This window comes from Pseudomonas sp. GW821-FHT04C07, assembly GCF_059420325.1.
In genome coordinates this window covers 95,673-114,518 of the sequence record NZ_JBWKTM010000015.1, presented here as the reverse complement: position 1 = coordinate 114,518, position 18,846 = coordinate 95,673, and the positions used below count along the sequence as shown (strand labels likewise).

Here is an 18,846-nt window from a genome sequence, read left to right as displayed (position 1 = left end):
CAAGACTCCGCAACCCAAAACTAGATGGCTGCGATCCTAGTGCCTGGGTTCAGAGGCTGTCTTGCGCGCGTGCACGCAAAGAAATGTGTTTGGCATAAGCCTTCGGTGACAGGCCGGTGTGTTGGCGGAAACAGCTATAGAAGGCCGAGAGGGAATTGAAACCAGCGGCGAACGCCAGCTCGTCGACCCGCAACGGTGGCGTTGCTTTGTCCAGCGCCGCCAACACGTGCTGAAGGCGAGCCTGGTTGACGTAGCGATAGAAGCTTTGCCCCAGCACCTGGTTGAGCAGATAGGAGATCTGATTGCGGCTGTAACCGCACTCTTTCGCCACCCGCTGAAGATCGAGTTCCGGGTCCAGATACGGTTGCTGACGCTCGAAATACTGTTGCAGGTCTTGCGCCATAAAACTCAATTGTCGCGGCGAAAGCCCCAGCCGACTGACCGCCGGGCGCAGGCTGGTAGCGGACTTGCTGGACGGGTGCTCATGCACCAGCGAGGCATACTCGTTGACCCGCCAGATCAGACCGTCACGCACCGTGATGGCTTCGCTGGCGCGAAACGACACCAGCCCCTGGCCGCCACGCAACGTCACCCGGTACTGAATGAACGCGGTATTACCATCCAGACGGATGCGGTCGGAGTGTTCGAGCGCTTCATCCGGATCGCGGGGCATACTGCTGCGCACGTACTCACGCAGCTCAGCCAGACCGAGAATGCGGTTCTGAAAGAAATCGTTGTACTGGACGTCCGGGTGATAGAGCGCCATGACCCCCTCCAGGTCACGGTGTTTCCAGCACAGGTGATAACGCAGCACGGTTTCGCCGGTGGCCTGGGTTTGCAGCGGGCCATCATCATTGGCAGGCATAAAACACTCGATGACAGAAAAACAGAGCTTGCCGAACTTCAGCTTGCGCTTCAATGGCCAATTGATGGCTTGAGAGAATGGCGCGTTGTCTTAGACATACCGGGATTTGACCTGCATCAAAGCTTTTCAAAGCAATCGCCAAACGGCCTGAAAAAAACCTCCTGCCTGTCGCGAGTGATGCTACTTTTAAAAGCTCAAAGGTTGGGCCAGTGAAGGCCCTTCCGTTCCTACCGCGAGCTTAAGGAAGTGCTCAACGAACAAGGTGGGCAACACATGAATACGGTCTTTTCCAAGGTCACCTTTCCCAATGCCTGTCAGCTCATGCGCTGGCATTTTCATCCAATGGGCTTCGAGGCCAGCATGGATGCCCCCGACAGCATGATTGCCCGGCTATTCGACCGAGCCAGCGGCGAAACCATGATCGCCATTGCCGGTATCCCTTGTGCAACAGTGATGAACGCCACCGATGTGGAGAGAATAATCGAGGCGGTAGAAGACGAGCTTGAATCGTTCATTCCACCCATGAGTTCAAGAGGTTTTAGTTAGCCATTGAAATCCCGACAAAAAGCCCACATTTCGTGGGCTTTTTGTCGGGTGCACCCAAAGGCTTTTTGCGGCGTCTCAAACCTGAACCTTCATCCCCCGCTGATCATCGAAGAACGCCTTGTCCCCGGCAATCCGGTCGGAGGCCTTCGGAACATTGGCCGCCTGCACATCCTGACTGTCGACATACCAGTAGCAGTGCTTGACCGCCCGGGTAATACCGACATACGCAAGGCGCAGGATTTCGTCTTTCTGGGCGCTGTCATACGGTTCGACATCGCCATCCCTGGCCAGCCCGGCCATGCGATACACCTGGTTCTTGTAGGGTGAACTGGTCAGATGCTGGCAATCGCCCAACAGAAACACTGCATCAGCCTGCAGGCCTTTGGAGCTGTGGTAGGTCAGTTGTTTCAGTCGGCGATCCTCGATTGGCAATCTAGAATCAACATTAACTACAGCCTGAATATGCTCTTCTATCAATAACTTATCGCTACTTTTTCGAAATAACATCAAGACCGAATCGCCGTTTCGATAGTGTTCGACCAAGCGCCTGGCCAGCGCCAGGTCGTCTCTATCCATGACCTTCACCGGGAGCAACTCTTTGGGGTCACCGCTGGCCTTGGCCTTTTTCCCGGCAATCGCGGGGGCCGCACGGACGATATGCTCTGCCGCGTCGATGATGTGCTGATGGCTGCGATAGTTATCGCTGAGCATGACCCGAGTGGTATTTGGAGACGGGAACTCCTTGTTGAATTCCATGAAGTATTTCGGCGAGCTGCCACGCCAGCCATAGATCGATTGCCAATCATCCCCGACGCATAACAGCGACGAACGCTGCGCGCCCCGGCCGACATGCATGGCCGGGCCACGGCTGCGGATCTCCCGCAGGCTGGCGCGGATCCAGGAGACGATTTGCGGGGAAACGTCCTGGAACTCATCGATCATCAGGTGCGACAGCGGCCGCAGCAGCTCGTCGCTCAACAGCTTGAAGTTTTCCGGTGAGTGCTCGCTGAACAACGCGAACATGCGGTTATAAGTCATGACCGGCGGCGATTGATCAAGCAAGTGATCCTCCAGCGCCCGCCAGAAGAGGCTCAGGGCCTCGAAAAAAAAGCGATCAGGATCGTCTTTGGCAAAGCTCATCTGGCCCACAGCGGCAGGTACATCCAGCCCCAGGTTCTCGATAAACCCGGCCGCAGCGACAAAGCAATCCAGCAGCGGCGCGGAACCGAGCTCGCCTTTGACCTTGTAATCAAAGCCTGGTCCCGCGCTGGCACCCCCGGCCAGCGACGACAAAACGCGTTTCGCTGAATCATAACTATCAAGCCAAATCAGTGGCTTACGACAGAAAGCTTGAAACAAGGTGCGCTTTACCGCCCATTCCGCGCGGACCGACAGCTTGGCGCCTGGCCGGCTGATCTGTGCATTCTCACGAGGGTCGAAGCCCAGCACGACCCAGGCATCCAGCTCGGCGATATAGCCGTGGCAATGAAATGACGAACCATTGATCTCGAACCTCTGCCGGTCGGGTTCGATGCCTTTGATCGGCCAGGCACCGGCGCGAAACCACAGGTCTTCGATCGTGTCGCAGAGCTCTTCATCACGCTTGGCCGCAAGCTCGGTCACCGCGATGCGCTTTTGCACGTCCGGGTGATCACGCTCCAGTTCCTTGAGCTGCAAGGCGTGCCGGGACAGCGGTTTGATCAGTTCGCGGAATCGCTCATCACGGGTATGCAAAGCGTGATAACAGGCATTCAGTTGCTGGCGCTGGGTGTCGTTGATCCGCAGATCGAACGGATTACTGTCAGCGCCTTCATCGCCCGGCAGCGAGCGGGCATTGAGGTTCTCGAAAGCCTGCAACCGAGAGAAACCCGGCAGGCTACGGACCATCGGCAAGATTCGTGAGTGGAAGGTTCGCACCACGTCTCGGGCATCCTTGAGGCTCAGCGAGAGCCCCCAAATGGCGAACATCTCCGTCAGCTTGTTGATGAAGTCTTTGCGCGACTCACGGGTGAACGTCACCACCGTCAACGAACCCAGTTCAAAACCCAGGTAATGGGTCAGCAACAGAATGCGCAGCACCAGCGAGGTCGACTTGCCCGCCCCCGCACCGGCAATCACCGTGGTCGAGGGTGTGTCGCTGAAGATCATCTTCCACTGCGCTGCACTCGGCTGCGCCTGCGGCGGGAGTAACCGGGTGACATCGGCTTTGATGCGCTTCTTCAGCTCGGCGGTGAGCGGCAAGCGCCAGTCATCGAACAGGTTCTCATCGACACCTGGCGCGCGGTGTTCGGTGCAGCGCGTGTCGCGAATCAGCAGAACCTGCCGACCTTCTTCGATGCCCTCCAGCTTGCCTTCTTTGTAGCCGTAATCCACGCCGGCGCTGTGCCCGCTACGAAAGCCGTCGGCCTGGCCATGCAGCCAGGACGCACGGTGCTGGGCGCGCAAGCGATTGAGGCCATGGCCGAAGAACCGGGCGGCCAGACGCTTGAACAGCGGCATTTCGGCCAGTGGTACAAGCTCGGGAGGAAGATCGGGGGTGTGTTGCGGCACGCTGACTCCAGTGTGTGAGGCTGTTGGGCTATGGTCGCTTCATTTGCCGATGACTTCTAGTGAAATGCTTATGCGTCATTGGCTTAAGCGATGAACTGAAAGCTGTGAGGGAGAATTCCTCCTCCAAAACCATCTGTTAATTAGATTGGTTTGAAGTATTTTTTCCGCTTTTTATCGATATTGGCTTGTTGGATGATACTCGCCATCAACCACCGGTTTAGTTCTGCGGCTCAAATGTTCAGCCACATGACGAACCTTTACTGGAGACGATCATGCTTGAACTCAGACCCTTCACCTCCCTGGGCGGCGCTCACCATGGCTGGCTGGATGCCCATCATCACTTTTCGTTCGCCGAGTACCATGACCCTAAACGCATGAACTGGGGCAACTTGCGGGTCTGGAACGATGACGTGATTGCGCCCGGCACCGGCTTCCCGAAACACCCGCACCGTGACATGGAAATCATCACCTACGTTCGTGAAGGTGCAATCAGCCACGAAGATAACCTGGGCAACAAGGGCCGTACCGAAGCCGGTGACGTGCAGGTGATGAGCGCCGGTACCGGGATCGCCCACAGCGAGTACAACCTGGAATCGACCGCGACCAAGATCTTCCAGATCTGGATCATCCCGAATGAAGCCGGCTCGGCACCATCCTGGGGGGCCAAGCCGTTTCCTAAAGGGCAGCGCGAAGGTTTCGTTACCCTGGCCAGCGGCAAGGCCGGCGACGATCAAAGCCTGCGCATACGCGCCGATGCACGCCTGGTGGCGGCCAACCTGAAAGCCGGTGAAAGTGCCGAGTATCGCCTGGACAGCGGTCGCCGGGCGTATCTGGTGCCAGCAACCGGAGTCATTGAAGTCAATGGCTTGCGTGCGCAAGCTCGAGACGGAGTTGCGGTGGAGCATGAGCAAGTGCTGCGAGTGACTGCGATCGAGGACAGTGAAATCGTTCTGGTGGATCTGGCTTGATGCTGTAAATGCCAGGCAAAAAAGGGGGCGACCGTTTGGTCGCCCCCTTTTTTGTCTGCGTTTGATCGTTCCCACGCTCTGCGTGGGAATGCCGCCCTGGACGCTCCGCGTGACGCAGAGCGTCACCGGGATGCGTTACCACGCAGGAGCGTGGGAACGATCAAGCACCACAGGGCCATCAGTCATTTCGCAGAAATTGCTCCATCCACCAATGTCTGAGCTTCTGCCACCAGTTGCTTGAGATGCTCATCACCGATGAAGCTTTCAGCGTAGATCTTGTAGATGTCTTCGGTGCCCGAAGGGCGTGCCGCGAACCAACCGTTCTCGGTCATGACTTTCAAACCACCGATGGCCTGGTCGTTGCCCGGTGCATGGCTGAGAATGCTTTGAATCGCCTCCCCGGCCAACTGCGTGGACTTGACCTGCTCCGGCGACAGTTTGCTGAGCAAGGCTTTCTGCTCGGGATTGGCCTTGGCATCGACGCGCACCGAGAAGGGCTCACCCAGCTCATCGGTCAGCGCCCGATAGATCTGGCTTGGGTCGCGGCCGGTACGAGCAGTCATTTCCGCCGCCAATAGCGCTGGAATCAGGCCGTCCTTGTCGGTGCTCCAGACGCCGCCGTCCTTGCGCAGGAACGAGGCACCGGCGCTTTCTTCACCGCCGAAGCCCAGAGAGCCGTCGAACAAGCCGTCAGCGAACCATTTGAAACCCACCGGCACTTCATACAGACGGCGCCCCAGTCGTCTGGCAACCCGATCGATCAAGCCGCTGCTGACCACGGTCTTGCCCACGGCCGCATCGGCACGCCATTGCGGACGGTTCTGGAACAGATAATCGATGGACACCGCCAGATAGTTGTTCGGCGCCAGCAAGCCGCCGGATGGCGTGACGATACCGTGACGGTCATGGTCCGGGTCACAGGCGAACGCAACGTCGAAGCGCTCTTTAAGGCCAATCAAGCCTTGCATGGCGTAGCTGGAAGACGGGTCCATGCGGATCTGACCGTCCCAGTCCACCGACATGAAGCGGAACGTAGGATCGACCTGGGTGTTGACCACATCCAGATCCAGACGGTAGTGCTCGGCAATCGCTGACCAGTAGCGCACCCCTGCTCCGCCCAACGGGTCGACGCCCAGACGCAGCCTGGCGCCACGAATGGCGTCCATGTCGATCACATTGATCAGATCGGCAACGTAGGTGTTGAGGTAGTCGTGACGATGGGTGGTGCTTGCCTTCAGTGCCTGCTCGTAGCTGATGCGCTTCACGCCAGCGAGCTTGTTGGCCAGCAGTTCGTTGGCCTTGGCTTCGATCCACTTGGTGATGTGGGTATCGGCCGGGCCGCCATTGGTTGGGTTGTATTTGTAGCCCCCGCTTTGTGGCGGGTTATGTGATGGGGTGATGACGATGCCGTCTGCCAGTCCAGAGGTGCGACCACGGTTGTAGCAAAGAATGGCGTGGGAGACCGCCGGTGTCGGGGTGTATTCGTCGCCTTCGGCGATCATCACGGTGACGCCGTTCGCCGCGAGCACTTCCAGCGCGCTGGCACCGGCCGGAGTCGACAGTGCATGGGTGTCGATGCCGACAAACAGCGGACCATCAACACCCTGAGCCTCGCGATACAGGCAGATGGCCTGGCTGATGGCCAGGACATGCCATTCATTGAAGCTCAGCTCGAAGGAGCTGCCGCGGTGTCCCGAAGTGCCAAAAGCCACACGTTGAGTAGCAACTGCTGCATCAGGTTGGCCGGTGTAATAGGCCGTTACCAGTCGCGGGATATCGACCAACAGTTCTGCCGGTGCCGGTTTGCCCGCAAAAGGACTGATTGTCATGCATAACCTCTGGAAAGGATGGTTCAGGGATAGAGGCGCAGTTTACTGGCAGTTTGAGCGCTTTGCGACGTTATCTATCGCCTTGAAATGCTTGCCGGCGCCACTCACTCAAGCAACTCAAGCCTCAAGGCATCCGCCAGATAACCCAGCGCCGCATCCAGATCATGATGACCGTTGAAGGTATGACTCAATCTCAGGCTCTGGGAATGAAGCCCGTGAATGCTGAATAGGTCGCCAGGGGCAACGACGATCCGCTGCTTGAGCAGGCGCTGGAACACTTGACGTAAATCCACCGGCCTTAAAGAGCGCACCCAGACAGTCGCGCCACCGGCGGGCACGATGAATTGAAGTGAGTCGGCCAGGCGTTCCTGCAGCCGTTGCATCATGTACCACATACGCTCTTCCAGCATCCGGCGCAGCACCTGTAGATGCTGGTCGAGGCGACCATTGCTGTATAACCGGGCGATGGCTTTCTGGCGAATGGGCGACAAACGGAAAGACCGCAAGAGAAAATGCCGATGCAGTTCGACACTCAAGTGGCGTGAAAGCAAATACCCGTAGGGCGCTTCCGGACCAATGATCTTCTCGAATGTAGAAAACACTATCAACCGGTCAGTGCTGACCAGGTCACGAAAGCGCCATCCGGTTTGTTCAAAAGCCAGCTCACCGTAGATGTCGTTCTCCAGCACCCAACAACCGTACTGCTCCAGCACCTGCGCCACACGTCGCCTGTCGCTCGCCGGCATCAGGCTGCCCATTGGCATACTGATGCCGGAGGACACCATCACTAGACGTACCACTTCGGTCCTCAGTAGATGTGTGAGCGAATCAAGGTCCAGGCAGCCAGTGTCTTGCAGTGGCAACTCGATCACCCGCACACCGGCCGTCTGCAGCAAACGCAGGATTCCCCAGTCACAGGGTGATTCCACCAGCACCGTAGCGCCCTTGAGCCCAAACACTGCGATGAGGATCTCCAACACCCCGCGCAGGTCCGCGCCGATATAGACATCATCGGCATGCCAGCAACGCACCGGGGACGAGGTGTAGCGGGCGGCCAGTGCGGTGCGCAACTCCAGCTCGCCACATGGCTGTGACAGCGACTGAAGCTGACGCGGATACTGGCGCACCAGTTCTCGCTCCATCAGCAATAAAGGGTTATCCAGAGACAGCAACAGCGCTGGCTCGTCGCCGCTCAACACCAGCATGTCCGGGCGTCTGGCACTGACGTAGACCGTTTCAAGCAAATCATTGCCAATGCTCAAGCAACTGCTGAAAGATACCGGCCGTGCATAGTAACCAGACTTGGCAATCGAATAGACCCGCCCCTCCTTCTCCAGCAGTGAATAGGCATATTGAATCGTCGAGATGGAGACATTCAGCCGGTCCGCCAGCTGTCGCAGCGAAGGCAATTTGACGCGGACATCGGTGCCCACCTCACCGATCAGGCTGGTCAGATAACGGTACACCGCCTGATAAGCGAAATCGGTTTTTTCGACGCCTTTCACAAAAGATGACACGGCCTGCGTGACGGTACCAGGCATCTGCAGGCGCTTTTGGATGTCCGGCAAGTGCGAACGTGGAAACACATTATTTGACCCTATCAACTCAACCCCCTTCAACGTCCCGCTGACTCTTCGGTCGTCACATCACCACTATCGGAGATGAGGAGTCCTTCCTGGCCTTGATCAGGCTCACCAACGTCGGCCTGACACATGCCGTAGAGCTTGCCAAGCAAGCCGACGGGCAAACCGCTGACATCGACCATCCATTGCATGACCTGCTCCGGCGCCCACTGCATCTGCAGCGCTTTATGTACCTCAGGCATAGCCACAAGCATGCCCGGATGACAACGACGCAGGAAGTTCTCAAGACCTTCCCCGCCGTTGACAAAGGGCGCGAACAGCAGACAAACCAGTTGCACCTCATTCAGGCCCAGCGTTTGTCGGGCATAGGCGTTTGCCTGGGCGCGACGCTCCTCAATCCTTTGCGCACTGGCGTAGGCGCAAAGCACTTGCTCTACCAGGCTTTCGGGCAGGTCCTTATTACGCATCTGGAGCGAAGCCAGTCTCAAGTATTCGGCAACCCCCTCTGCATAACTCAGGCCACGCACAAACTGAGCCTGCAAGCCTCGCATATGAGCCAACAGCAACAGACTGGCGTATTCGCTTTCGCTGACGTGAGAGGTGAACAGATCGAACTGAAAGCCGAGAAACTCGCTGAGCAACCGCCAACGCTCCTCCTGCTTACCACCAACCAATTCATTCAGGCTAATGTATGACACCCGCCGACGCGCCTCATAAGCCACCGCCTGCTGCACGTATTGCTGGTCATTGTCTGCGCATAGCACGCGATAATAGTCCTGCCCAAACGGCTCGAGCGTCCCCAACAGATCATCGAAATCGGGCGCACTGGTGCACTCGGTCGATAACCCGATTTTCTTCGCGGCACTCATGAAACAACTCAGATACTGTCTTTGCTCGAAGGGAGAGTCACCATTGATCAACGTATCGACACCACCGTCCCAGCGAGCCATCACCCCGTAGAAATCACCCATTGATAAATGATAGTCATCGCCAAACGTCGAGCTCCCTTCGCCCTGCGAAAGGTGACCACTGATCAACAGGTTTCGGCAATTGAGTTCACGACCTGTTTCGGAAATTGGCGCCAGATGATTAAAAGGCAGGACATTGCGCGCATCGAGCATCAACGCCTCAACCCGTGGATCGTCATAAACGAACAACGCGCCGTAGCTGCGGTGGATATTGGCCAACGTCTGCGGGCTCATCCAGGCATGGCGCAGGGTAGCGACCCGCAAGTTGAAAGTTGCCGGGGCTCTACCGGCGAGGCTCAGCTGAGCGGCGCGCAGAAAACCCAAGGTGTAGCTGCTGTCCCAGGAACCTGAATGGACCATCAGCACCTTGTGCTTACCGATACGCTCCATTCCGCCGGCAGAAACGACCAGACGCTGGATGAAAAGTTGCAATGCCGTCCGTTCTGCGCGGGAGAAATAGCCCAGTAAGCGATGCAGTACTTGCTGATAAACATAGCTCATTGCTTGATCGTGAATTGCACTCATCGTCGTTACACCTGAAATGTATAATCGGTGTCAAGCAGGCCATTGCCAGCTCTGCTTCACCTTCAGTTACCAAACATTAACATCGCGATGAAATATCAGGACTGTCAAAAGGCAAATGAAAGCAAGTTGGGAAACTTCCTACGACTTCCTACAAACAATGAGCACACAAAACAAAGAAGATGCACGCAGGCATTATTGATCGCAACTAATTCAGCTTGCCATGCTTCTTGCAAGTGACGCACAAAACCACGCACAGCGGGGGGCTTGCGGGGAATTTCGACACAAAAACAAAGCGACCCTTTAACTTCAACCATGACTCATTCCTTGAGACGAAAGTGATCATCCAATTATCAAGGCTTATACAATGATTGGAAGATACAGATTCGTACAAAAAACCAGTTCAGTTGCCAAGCCTTTAGAACACGGGATGTGTGGCATCATTTAAGTTAAACGGCGCAGGGAGCGAATTATTTACGGATATCGGCCTGAGCTGGCACGCGAGAACGGAGAATGCTCAATTAAAATGACTGGACAGGTGAGAACAAACAGACGGGAGAGTAAAAGTTTCAGCGTGCTTTAGAGAGTACGGGGCCATCCGTTTTGGCCAAAACGTCAGAGCCCGCTGCAACGGACTCTGACGAAGGCAATCAGGCCGGCTCGACCTGAAGGGCAACCCGCACGCGGCATGGGCATTCGTCCATGTAACGATGGGCCTGGACAAACTCATTGAACGGGAAGACCCGAGTCTTGAGTGGCAGCAAAACACGATCCGCAGTCAGTTGATTGATGTCGCGCAATGCTCGTTGCAACGCCACCTGGTCCTGAATGATGCCCAGCTCCGGTTTGCCGGTGAAGTTGCCGATGCAATGCACAAAGAACTGAATGTTCTTCTGGAACGCTGCGCAGGCCGGGAACGGTGTCTGGTTGCCGCCTTGCAGGCCATACAACACCAGGCTGCCGCGAGGCGCCAGCACATCACCGAGCAACGACATCTGCGGTCCGCCGAGGCCGTCGAACACAACGTCGACGCCACGACTGTCGGTGTACTTGTTGATCTGCATCAGCAGATCCTGCTCTTCGGTAACGATTACCTTCTCGGCACCGAGCGACAGCAAATAATCACGTTCATCAGCCGTCTTGGTCGCGGCAATGACCCGCACCCCCAACGCTTTACCCAGCTGCACAAAGGATGGCCCGGCACAGTGGCTGGCATCGGTCACCAGGGCAAACTGACCCGGTTTGACCCGTGCCAGATCGACGTAGGCAAAGTAGGCTACCAGCAGTGGCGTGTAATGCACGCTGGCTTCAATCGGGCTCAGTACGTCGGGGTAACGGGTCAACGCCGAACGAGGCAGAACGATCTGCTCACCGTACACCGGATAATCGTTCGGGCTTTGCGCCGGGAAGCTGGCGACCTTGTCACCCACCGCCAGATCATCGACACCCTCGCCGACAGCCGTCACCACGCCGGCCATTTCATGGCCAAGGCCCGAAGGCAGTCGAGCGTGGGACGACGCCAGATTCTGACGCCAGAGCACGTCGTACCAACTGATGCCAATTGCCTCGACACGCACCTGCACTTCGCCCGGTGCAGGCATCGCTGCCGCATGCTCTTCGCATTTGAGCACCTCGGCTGGACCAAACTTGTGAAAACGGATCGTGCGGGACATCGCAAACCTCGTCAAAGTAACCTCTAATGCCCTGAACTCTATCTGGGCTTTCTGACCAAGACCATCAGTGGCTATTAATAGTCGACATGCCTGTCATTGATTCCGCAGCTCCGGCAACGACGTCAAAATCCGTAGAAAACCGAACCAGCATCGTGGGAAATCTGAATTATCCGGTGCAGAGTACCAGTCTTTCCCCGTAAGATTCATGCTGGTCATTGTTCTCATATGACTGTTCCCGTCAAGTTTGCTGACTCTGCCAGGACCCCAGATGAATCGTAATGACCTGCGTCGTGTCGACCTGAACCTGTTGATTGTGTTCGAAACATTGATGCATGAGCGCAGCGTGACCCGGGCTGCGGAAAAACTGTTCCTCGGCCAACCGGCCATCAGTGCGGCGTTGTCACGCCTGCGCGGGCTGTTCGATGACCCGCTGTTCGTGCGCACCGGACGCAGCATGGAACCTTCAGCACGGGCGGTGGAAATCTTCGCCCTGCTCTCTCCGGCCCTGGATTCGATTTCCACTGCGGTGAGCCGCGCCTCCGAGTTCGACCCGGCGACCAGCAACGCAGTGTTCCGTATTGGCCTGTCGGATGACGTCGAATTCGCCTTGCTGCCGATGCTGCTCAAACGCGTGCGCGCTGAAGCGCCAGGCATCGTGTTGGTGGTGCGGCGGGTCAACTACATATTAATGCCGGGGCTGTTGGCGTCCGGTGAGATTTCGATTGGCGTCAGTTACACCACTGATTTGCCGGCCAATGCCAAACGCAAGGTCTTGCGCCGCAGCATGCCGAAACTGCTGCGCGCGGACAGTATGCCCGGAGCCCTGAGCCTGGATGACTTCTGCGCCCGCCCCCATGCACTGGTGTCATTTGCCGGTGACCTGAGCGGATTTATCGATGAAGAGCTGGAGACCCTTGGCCGCAAGCGCCACGTGGTGCTCGCCGTTCCACAGTTCAACGGCCTGGGCACGCTGCTGGCGGGCACCGACATCGTCGCCATGGTGCCGGACTATACAGCCGATGCCCTGACCGCCGCTGGCGGTGTACGCGCCGAAGAACCGCCGCTGCCGGTGCGCAGTTTCGAACTGCACATGGCCTGGCGCGGCTCTCAGGACAACGATCCGGGCGAACGCTGGTTGCGCTCGCGGATTCAGATGTTCTTTGGGGACCCCGATAGTCTGTAACAGAATTCCACTAAATGCCAAAAAACCTTTTATTAACATTGGGTTATAGTGAAACTCAGTCCAAGTCGTCCGTCCAATTCCACTGGATTCCAGAGCTCATGGGGGCATAATTGGGGGCAAATTTCGATTTTTAAAAAACGATGCCCCCACCGATGCCCCCAGATAATGCCCCTGTTTTCAAACGAAAACTCAGCGATGCCTTCATCCGCTCGCTGACCGAACCCGGCAAGCACGCCGACGGCGATGTCCCAGGCCTCTACTTGGAGGTAAGGGCGTCGAGCAAGGCAGGAAAGCCACCTTCCAAGTTCTGGCGCTTGAAGTATCGGCTGCATGGCAAGGAGAACCGCTTCTCGATCGGTGCCTACCCCGACATCGGTCTGAAGGAGGCACGCGACATTGCCCGCGGCGCACGCCGCGACGTGGCCAACCACATTGCTCCGCTCAAAGCCAAGACCGCGAAGATCGAGGCACAGCTGCTCAACGAAGAGCGCACCTTCGAGTATGTGGCCAAGCAGTGGCTAACATTTAAGTCTGCCGAACTGGTCACCAAGTCCATCTCAGGGTTTAGTGGCGCGCTGAGTAACCACATCTTGCCTGCCATCGGCAATAAACCGGTCAGCGAGATCAAGCTGGAACACATCACCACAATCATCACGGAACTGCGCCGCCAGCGCATCATGGCTATGGCTCGGCGCGTACGCACCATCATACGTTCCATCTTGGGTTTTGCCGAAGGTCGAGGCTGGGTGGAGCGCAACGTGGCGCTCAGTAACATCGAGGAGCTAAAGATTCGCCACGTCGTGACTAGCAATCCGGCGATTGAAAGGCCAGCCGACCTGGGCAGATTTCTTCTACGCCTGGATGACTGTAACGACGGCAGCGTTGCCACCGCGATGCGGCTGCTGGTCATGTTGCCAGTCCGCCCTGGCGAACTGGTGCAGATGCGCTGGGGGCTGTGTATGCGCGTGCGCAACTGCTAGTGCAACGCCGGGAGGCGGCTCAACAATGGGCGAACTACTTAGACCAGTTGCGGCAAAATGCAGAGCGAGTGACGACAGATTGAACCAGTAAACGGCAACTTGAGCGGCTGTTTGTCGCCGAAACCAGTAACACTCCAGCCCAATTCTACCGTCAGGTTCGACTCAGGTTTGGCCGATGGCTCCTTATCAGCTCGGATCGACATATAGGGGAAATCGCTTTCGAATGCAGGCTCGCCGATGCACCTCATTTCATTCGACATATTCAGAACATGTTTGGCATGTCCCCCGGAAAATTGCGCAAAGAGTTGATGCGAAAAGCGACACAGTGACGCAATTAAAACCCGATCACCGGATAAAAGGATAGTGACGTCGTCTCTCGCTCTGAGTGACTCGCCTGATAAAGCTTCAACAATGTTCGATCGACGATGGCGCTGAACGCCACAACATTCAGCGCCCTCTGACTCGCTCACTTCCTCTCGCGGTTCACCACTCCCTTCTGTTTGGGAAGAAGCGTTAGATTGCCCTCGCTATCCGCAGTTGTTGAAGCAGATCCGGGCTGATTGTCAGCACTGCCATTTCAGGATTTATTTCCACCAATACTCGACCTGAAACCCTACGTTGGAGCCTTGCAGATCTGTACCAAACGCACCGGTATCAGACAACGCCGATCCCGGAGATTGTAAGCTGGCGGCGCGTTGCGCAGCCTTGTTCCAGGTTGCGTAGGTGTAATACAGACGAAATTCCGGCCTGTCCCAGAATCCCGTGCCCTTCGGTGACCAGGTAGGCGCGATGGTGTACTTAGTGAGTTTTCGGGTACCGTCTGCGGCTTCAACCTGGTCGCGCCCAACTTCTGTGATCAACTTGAACTGATCCGTGAACGCATAAATTGGCCGAACACCAATGGATAACCAGTTCTGATCATCACCATCAGGCCGCGTGTCTTTTTGATAGACCAATTCAACTTGACCACTGAAAGCATGAGTCATTTGCCAGTCGAAAAACTCCACGAGCCGCCAGCTCTTGTTGCTCTCATCCAACGTGGTATCACCGGTGTAGCCCAATGCGGTGCCCGGCCCTCGGCCGTATTGAACAGCGAACTTGTTGACTCCGCCGAGAAACGCGACCTGCTTGTGCTGGGCAACCACCGACCAGCCCTGATGAGCATTCTCGCGGCTCGGCTTGTCCAGATAACTGACGCCCAGCTGAATCTCGCCACCGGGATTTGTGTTGAATCCGCTGACGGTCACATCATGACGAGTAACAAAATCCTTTTGGAAGACGTTGTCCTTGCGTGAGAATACGTAACTGTATTTCAGATCTCCCAATGCGACTTGATCGAACCCAAAGCCCGTTGAGCTTTGGTTCCAGTAGAAGTAGTCGGAAATATTGATGTCGTTTCGGTTGTAGTAACGACGGCCCGCCCAGAAAGAACCGCCATTCAATGCCGGCATCTTGCTCCACTCAGCGTAGAGCTGGCTCATCCGCGTATAGCCGTGCTCCCCGTCAAATTTTGGTTCATGGCCATACTCGTTGAAAAACTGTGCCATGCCTTCCACGCTGACCACCGAGCCGTCGTCCAGTGAAAGCAGATCCTGACGCAAATCCAGTTCCAGATATTGCTCACATTCGTTGCCCAGACGGTACTTGGATTGCGCGCCCGGTAGCTGAAAACACGACTGTTTCCCTCCTTGAGTCGAATCTCCTACTCCGGTTCTGAAATAACCACTGAAGTCTGTTGCATACGCATCAACGGGCAAAAAGCCGACAGCAAAGGACGCACCCAGAACTGCGCTGAGAGTTTTAACGTTCATTCATAACACCTTTTGTTTGTTATATTTATTGGACAAGGCCGATAACACGAACAGCACGCTTTTGATTCGGATACGCGACTAACTCCACGCACCGGTTTCCGACAGGGAAATACCAAGTTAAATCGAATAAAAAAGGCACTGCATTACCTGAACCAAAAGCATGCGAAAAATCCAGGCAGTGCAAAGTGACCACGACGAGCTAACGATAAGGCATTAGTCCCGTCCAATCTTATGAGGCTCTACCCCCGATGACGTCCTCGGAAGAAATCTATAAGACCCTGCGTCGAGGAATCATCAGCCGGTTGCGCGTCATAGCGAGTCAGGAGGCTATGGACGCTGTTGCTTAGCTCCTTGCCCAGTTCCACGCCCCATTGATCAAACGAGTTGACTCCCCAAATTACGCCCTGGACAAAGACCTTGTGCTCATAAAGGGCGATCAGCGCACCAAGACTATGTGGATTGATGATCTCAAGAGCAACTGTATTGCTTGGCCGGTTACCGGGGATCACTTTATGCGGCGCCAGTCGTTCAATCTCACTGGATGAAAGGCCTTTGGCTTTTAGCTCTGCCTCAGCTTCACTGCGGGTTTTGCCCCACATCAGCGCTTGGCTTTGAGACAAGCAATTGGCGTACAGCCATTCCTGATGATCAGCCACTGGATTGTGGCTGACCACAGGCACAATGAAGTCAGCTGGAATCAGAGAAGTTCCCTGATGCAGCAACTGGTGGTAAGCGTGCTGTCCGTTACACCCCACGCCGCCCCAGATTACTGGGCCCGTGCTGCAGGACACTGACGTGCCGTCATGACGAACACTTTTGCCATTTGACTCCATGTCCATCTGCTGCAGATGCTTCACGAAGTTGCGCAGGTAATGGTCATAGGGCAAGAAAGCATAACTTTGCGCACCCCAAAAGTTGTGATACCAAACGCCGAGTACCGCTAAAAGAACAGGAAGGTTCTGTTCCAATGGTTCGTTCAGGAAATGCTGATCCATCGCGTACGCGCCGGATAGCAGCTCCTTGAAGTTAGCAATACCAATGGCCAGAGCAATCGGTAGGCCAATTGCAGACCATAGTGAGTAACGGCCACCGACCCAGTCCCACATAGGAAAAATGTTTGCTTCACGAATGCCGAAATCCAGCGCCGCTTGGCGATTACTTGTCACAGCAATGAAATGGCGATATAGCTTCTCCTCCGTCCCGCCCTTAGCCAAGTACCAGCTACGAGAAGCTTGTGCATTCTTCAAGGTTTCAAGAGTACCGAAGGTTTTGCTGGAGATGATGAACAGCGTTGTTTCTACGTTCAGTCCGGCTGTAACCTCTCGGAATTCACTGCCGTCGATGTTAGCTAGATAATGGCACCGCACTCCATGCCGAGCAAAAGGCGCCAATGCCTCAGAGACAAGCTCCGGGCCCAGAAATGAGCCACCAATACCAATGTTTACGACATCGGTGATGACCTTGTCGTTGTAACCACGCCACAGATGGTTATGGATACGACTCACAACGTCAGTCATTTGCGCCAGGGCTCCATGCACATCGCGCATCAAGTTGCGACCATCGACCATCAAAGCGTCACCCACTGGTCGCCGCAGCGCGGTATGCAGCACAGGACGCCCCTCGGAGCAGTTGATTTTCTCTCCACTGAACATGGCATGCGCTGCCTGTTCCACGCCTGCCTCGCGAGCAAGGTTTACAAGCAATGAACGCGTCTCGTGAGTGATCAGGTTTTTGGAGTAATCCAAAAAAAGCCCGCAGCCCGCCAAGGAAAACTCTTGAAAGCGTTTACTGTCATCTCGAAAGGCATCGCGCATACTAAAATTTTTCATGCTCTTCCGATGGTCGAGCAGATTGCGCCATGCCGGCAGTGCAGTTACATCATTCGTTTTGTTGTAGTTATTCATGCCCAGCCCCTCTTCGCCAATACGGCTTGTGCCGTCTAAATCGACTCTTGTCTTGCCATTCAAATTTAAGCATTTCGTAATTCTGCGAACGCAGAAGCGCCATCACAGGAATAAGCTCTGCATTTTGCAGTTACAACCAATTACCTGAAGAAAAACAAAACCGAACGCGGGGCACTCAAGCAGAAAACACTGAAAACATACATATACGTGCACGACAAATGGAAACCAGGTGCTAGTCGTTTAGTTTCAAAGTTATCCATGCGGCGAGACGTGAACAAGAGTCAAGTAATTCACGTCTGCACCGCTAGATCCTCAGGACGAAATCCTGATTACAGTCATTTGGGAGCGCCGCATGAATCTCGCTGAATTAAAGAGGGTTTCAATCTAATAGTCTGACGTCTACCCTCAGGTTGCTTGATACGCTTCAATAAAAGCTTCACAGCCTGGGCTCCGAGTTCCTCGAGAGGTTGCGCTACAACTGTCAATCTTGGGCTAAAAGCATCCGCCCAGTCGAAATCGTCAAAGCCAACCAACGCGATATCCTTTGGCACCTCAAGCCCCGCTTCACGAAGGGCCTGCATTGCACCAATGGTCATCAAGTTGTTTGCAGTCATTATTGCGGTGGGCGGGTGCTCTAGCGATAGCAAATGGCGAGTGGCTTCCATTGCCGGCGCAATCGCCGATTCACCACAGCAAACCAATTGATCTTCGTACTCAATTCCAGCGTCAGCTAAAGCCGCACGGTAGCCGTCAATTCGCTCATGAGAAGAAGACTGGGTCAATCGTCCGGATACCATCCCGATACGCCGATGACCCAGCTTAATCAAATGTGCAATCAACTCTTGAGAGGAGTGCTTATTCTCTACCCCCACCTGATCAAAAGACGTCGAGAGAAGTCGATCGATGAGAACCGTGGGTATCTTGTTGGCTTTTAAGTAATTAAATACTCGATTTTCTGGATCATATTCCGAAGCGAGTACAATCCCGTCAACACGTCGCTCATGCAGTGCCTTAACCGCTTTGAGTTCCTGTTCCGGATCTCTTTGCGTATTGACCAATATCATCATCAATCCGCTTTTCGCGCATGCCGCTTCGATGGCACGTACTGTTTCACTGAAGTAATAGTTTGAAAGCGTAGCAATCGCCACGCCGATAGCACCCGAACCCGAAGAGGAGCGAGCCAGAGACCGAGCGAGTGAGTTTCGAATATAGCCTACGGACTCTACAGCCTGATTCACACTACGGACGGTGTCAGGATGTACTTTACGAGTACCGTTGAGAACATGAGATACCGTAGACATTGATACGTTCGCGGCTCTCGCGACATCGCTCATCTTTGCGCCCACTGTGCATCACTCCTTTCTCACGTGATTTGATGGATAGCGCTGAACTCATGTCCAGTTGCTACCTATTGTAAAGCTCACGGCGAGAAAATGCGTCGATGGCTCTCGGAATTGATGCCGG

General features: G+C 55.5%; 15 protein-coding genes and 1 pseudogene. 5 read left to right on the top strand and 11 right to left on the bottom strand.

From position 1 onward, the window contains the following. Window positions 1-49 precede the first annotated feature (49 nt). Window positions 50-865, bottom strand: coding sequence for a helix-turn-helix domain-containing protein (locus AC07UI_RS24350; RefSeq protein ID WP_494994904.1), 816 nt, complete (start codon window positions 863-865; stop codon window positions 50-52). Between AC07UI_RS24350 and AC07UI_RS24345 the strand changes: the two genes are divergently transcribed. Continuing rightward, window positions 836-1,078, top strand: a complete 243-nt coding sequence (locus AC07UI_RS24345; RefSeq protein WP_494994903.1) for a hypothetical protein — start codon at window positions 836-838, stop codon at window positions 1,076-1,078. The genes AC07UI_RS24350 and AC07UI_RS24345 overlap by 30 nt on opposite strands. Before the next feature lie 60 nt (window positions 1,079-1,138). Then, complete coding sequence (locus AC07UI_RS24340) at window positions 1,139-1,411, top strand: DUF1652 domain-containing protein (protein ID WP_494994902.1); 273 nt, start codon at window positions 1,139-1,141, stop codon at window positions 1,409-1,411. A gap of 75 nt (window positions 1,412-1,486) precedes the next feature. On the opposite strand, the gene AC07UI_RS24335 is transcribed toward AC07UI_RS24340, so the two are convergent. Then, the gene (locus tag AC07UI_RS24335) at window positions 1,487-3,961 is read right to left on the bottom strand and encodes a UvrD-helicase domain-containing protein (protein ID WP_494994901.1); all 2,475 of its coding nucleotides are present in this window, start codon (window positions 3,959-3,961) and stop codon (window positions 1,487-1,489) included. Between the two features lie 272 nt (window positions 3,962-4,233). Here AC07UI_RS24335 and AC07UI_RS24330 point away from each other — a divergent pair, with 272 nt between their 5' ends. After that, window positions 4,234-4,929 (top strand): pirin family protein, encoded by a 696-nt coding sequence (locus AC07UI_RS24330; RefSeq protein WP_494994900.1) that lies wholly within the window; start codon window positions 4,234-4,236, stop codon window positions 4,927-4,929. Between the two features lie 182 nt (window positions 4,930-5,111). On the opposite strand, the gene pgm is transcribed toward AC07UI_RS24330, so the two are convergent. The 5 genes from pgm to AC07UI_RS24305 form a co-directional block, all read right to left on the bottom strand. Beyond that, a complete protein-coding gene (gene pgm, locus AC07UI_RS24325) occupies window positions 5,112-6,758 on the bottom strand; it encodes a phosphoglucomutase (alpha-D-glucose-1,6-bisphosphate-dependent) (RefSeq protein WP_494994899.1) in 1,647 nt (548 codons plus the stop codon). A gap of 104 nt (window positions 6,759-6,862) precedes the next feature. After that, on the bottom strand, window positions 6,863-8,263 hold the full coding sequence (locus AC07UI_RS24320; RefSeq protein WP_494994956.1) for an aminotransferase-like domain-containing protein: 1,401 nt from the start codon (window positions 8,261-8,263) through the stop codon (window positions 6,863-6,865). Between the two features lie 110 nt (window positions 8,264-8,373). Continuing rightward, complete coding sequence (locus AC07UI_RS24315; RefSeq protein WP_494994898.1) at window positions 8,374-9,834, bottom strand: hypothetical protein; 1,461 nt, start codon at window positions 9,832-9,834, stop codon at window positions 8,374-8,376. Window positions 9,835-9,938: 104 nt separating this feature from the next. Further along, window positions 9,939-10,148 carry a hypothetical protein gene (locus tag AC07UI_RS24310; RefSeq protein WP_494994897.1) on the bottom strand — a complete coding sequence of 70 codons (210 nt, stop codon included), beginning with the start codon at window positions 10,146-10,148 and terminating at the stop codon, window positions 9,939-9,941. A gap of 333 nt (window positions 10,149-10,481) precedes the next feature. Then, window positions 10,482-11,504, bottom strand: a complete 1,023-nt coding sequence (locus AC07UI_RS24305) for a zinc-dependent alcohol dehydrogenase family protein (protein ID WP_494994896.1) — start codon at window positions 11,502-11,504, stop codon at window positions 10,482-10,484. Between the two features lie 268 nt (window positions 11,505-11,772). Here AC07UI_RS24305 and AC07UI_RS24300 point away from each other — a divergent pair, with 268 nt between their 5' ends. Together AC07UI_RS24300 and AC07UI_RS24295 are read left to right on the top strand one after the other, a co-directional pair. Then, window positions 11,773-12,687 carry a LysR family transcriptional regulator gene (locus AC07UI_RS24300; protein ID WP_494994895.1) on the top strand — a complete coding sequence of 305 codons (915 nt, stop codon included), beginning with the start codon at window positions 11,773-11,775 and terminating at the stop codon, window positions 12,685-12,687. A 152-nt stretch (window positions 12,688-12,839) separates the two neighbouring features. Further along, window positions 12,840-13,637 (top strand): annotated as a pseudogene (locus AC07UI_RS24295) (tyrosine-type recombinase/integrase); the annotation flags it as partial. Window positions 13,638-13,705: 68 nt separating this feature from the next. Here AC07UI_RS24295 and AC07UI_RS24290 read toward each other — a convergent pair. The 4 genes from AC07UI_RS24290 to AC07UI_RS24275 all read right to left on the bottom strand — a co-directional run bounded on the left by AC07UI_RS24290 (window position 13,706) and on the right by AC07UI_RS24275 (window position 18,728). Next, on the bottom strand, window positions 13,706-14,137 hold the full coding sequence (locus AC07UI_RS24290; protein WP_494994894.1) for a hypothetical protein: 432 nt from the start codon (window positions 14,135-14,137) through the stop codon (window positions 13,706-13,708). Window positions 14,138-14,251: 114 nt separating this feature from the next. Then, entirely contained in the window at window positions 14,252-15,478 is a 1,227-nt protein-coding gene (locus AC07UI_RS24285; RefSeq protein ID WP_494994893.1) for a maltoporin, read from the bottom strand. Window positions 15,479-15,717: 239 nt separating this feature from the next. Next, window positions 15,718-17,382, bottom strand: coding sequence for a glucose-6-phosphate isomerase (gene pgi, locus AC07UI_RS24280; RefSeq protein ID WP_494994892.1), 1,665 nt, complete (start codon window positions 17,380-17,382; stop codon window positions 15,718-15,720). Window positions 17,383-17,717: 335 nt separating this feature from the next. Then, the gene (locus tag AC07UI_RS24275; protein WP_008006387.1) at window positions 17,718-18,728 is read right to left on the bottom strand and encodes a LacI family DNA-binding transcriptional regulator; all 1,011 of its coding nucleotides are present in this window, start codon (window positions 18,726-18,728) and stop codon (window positions 17,718-17,720) included. Window positions 18,729-18,846: the final 118 nt, after the last annotated feature.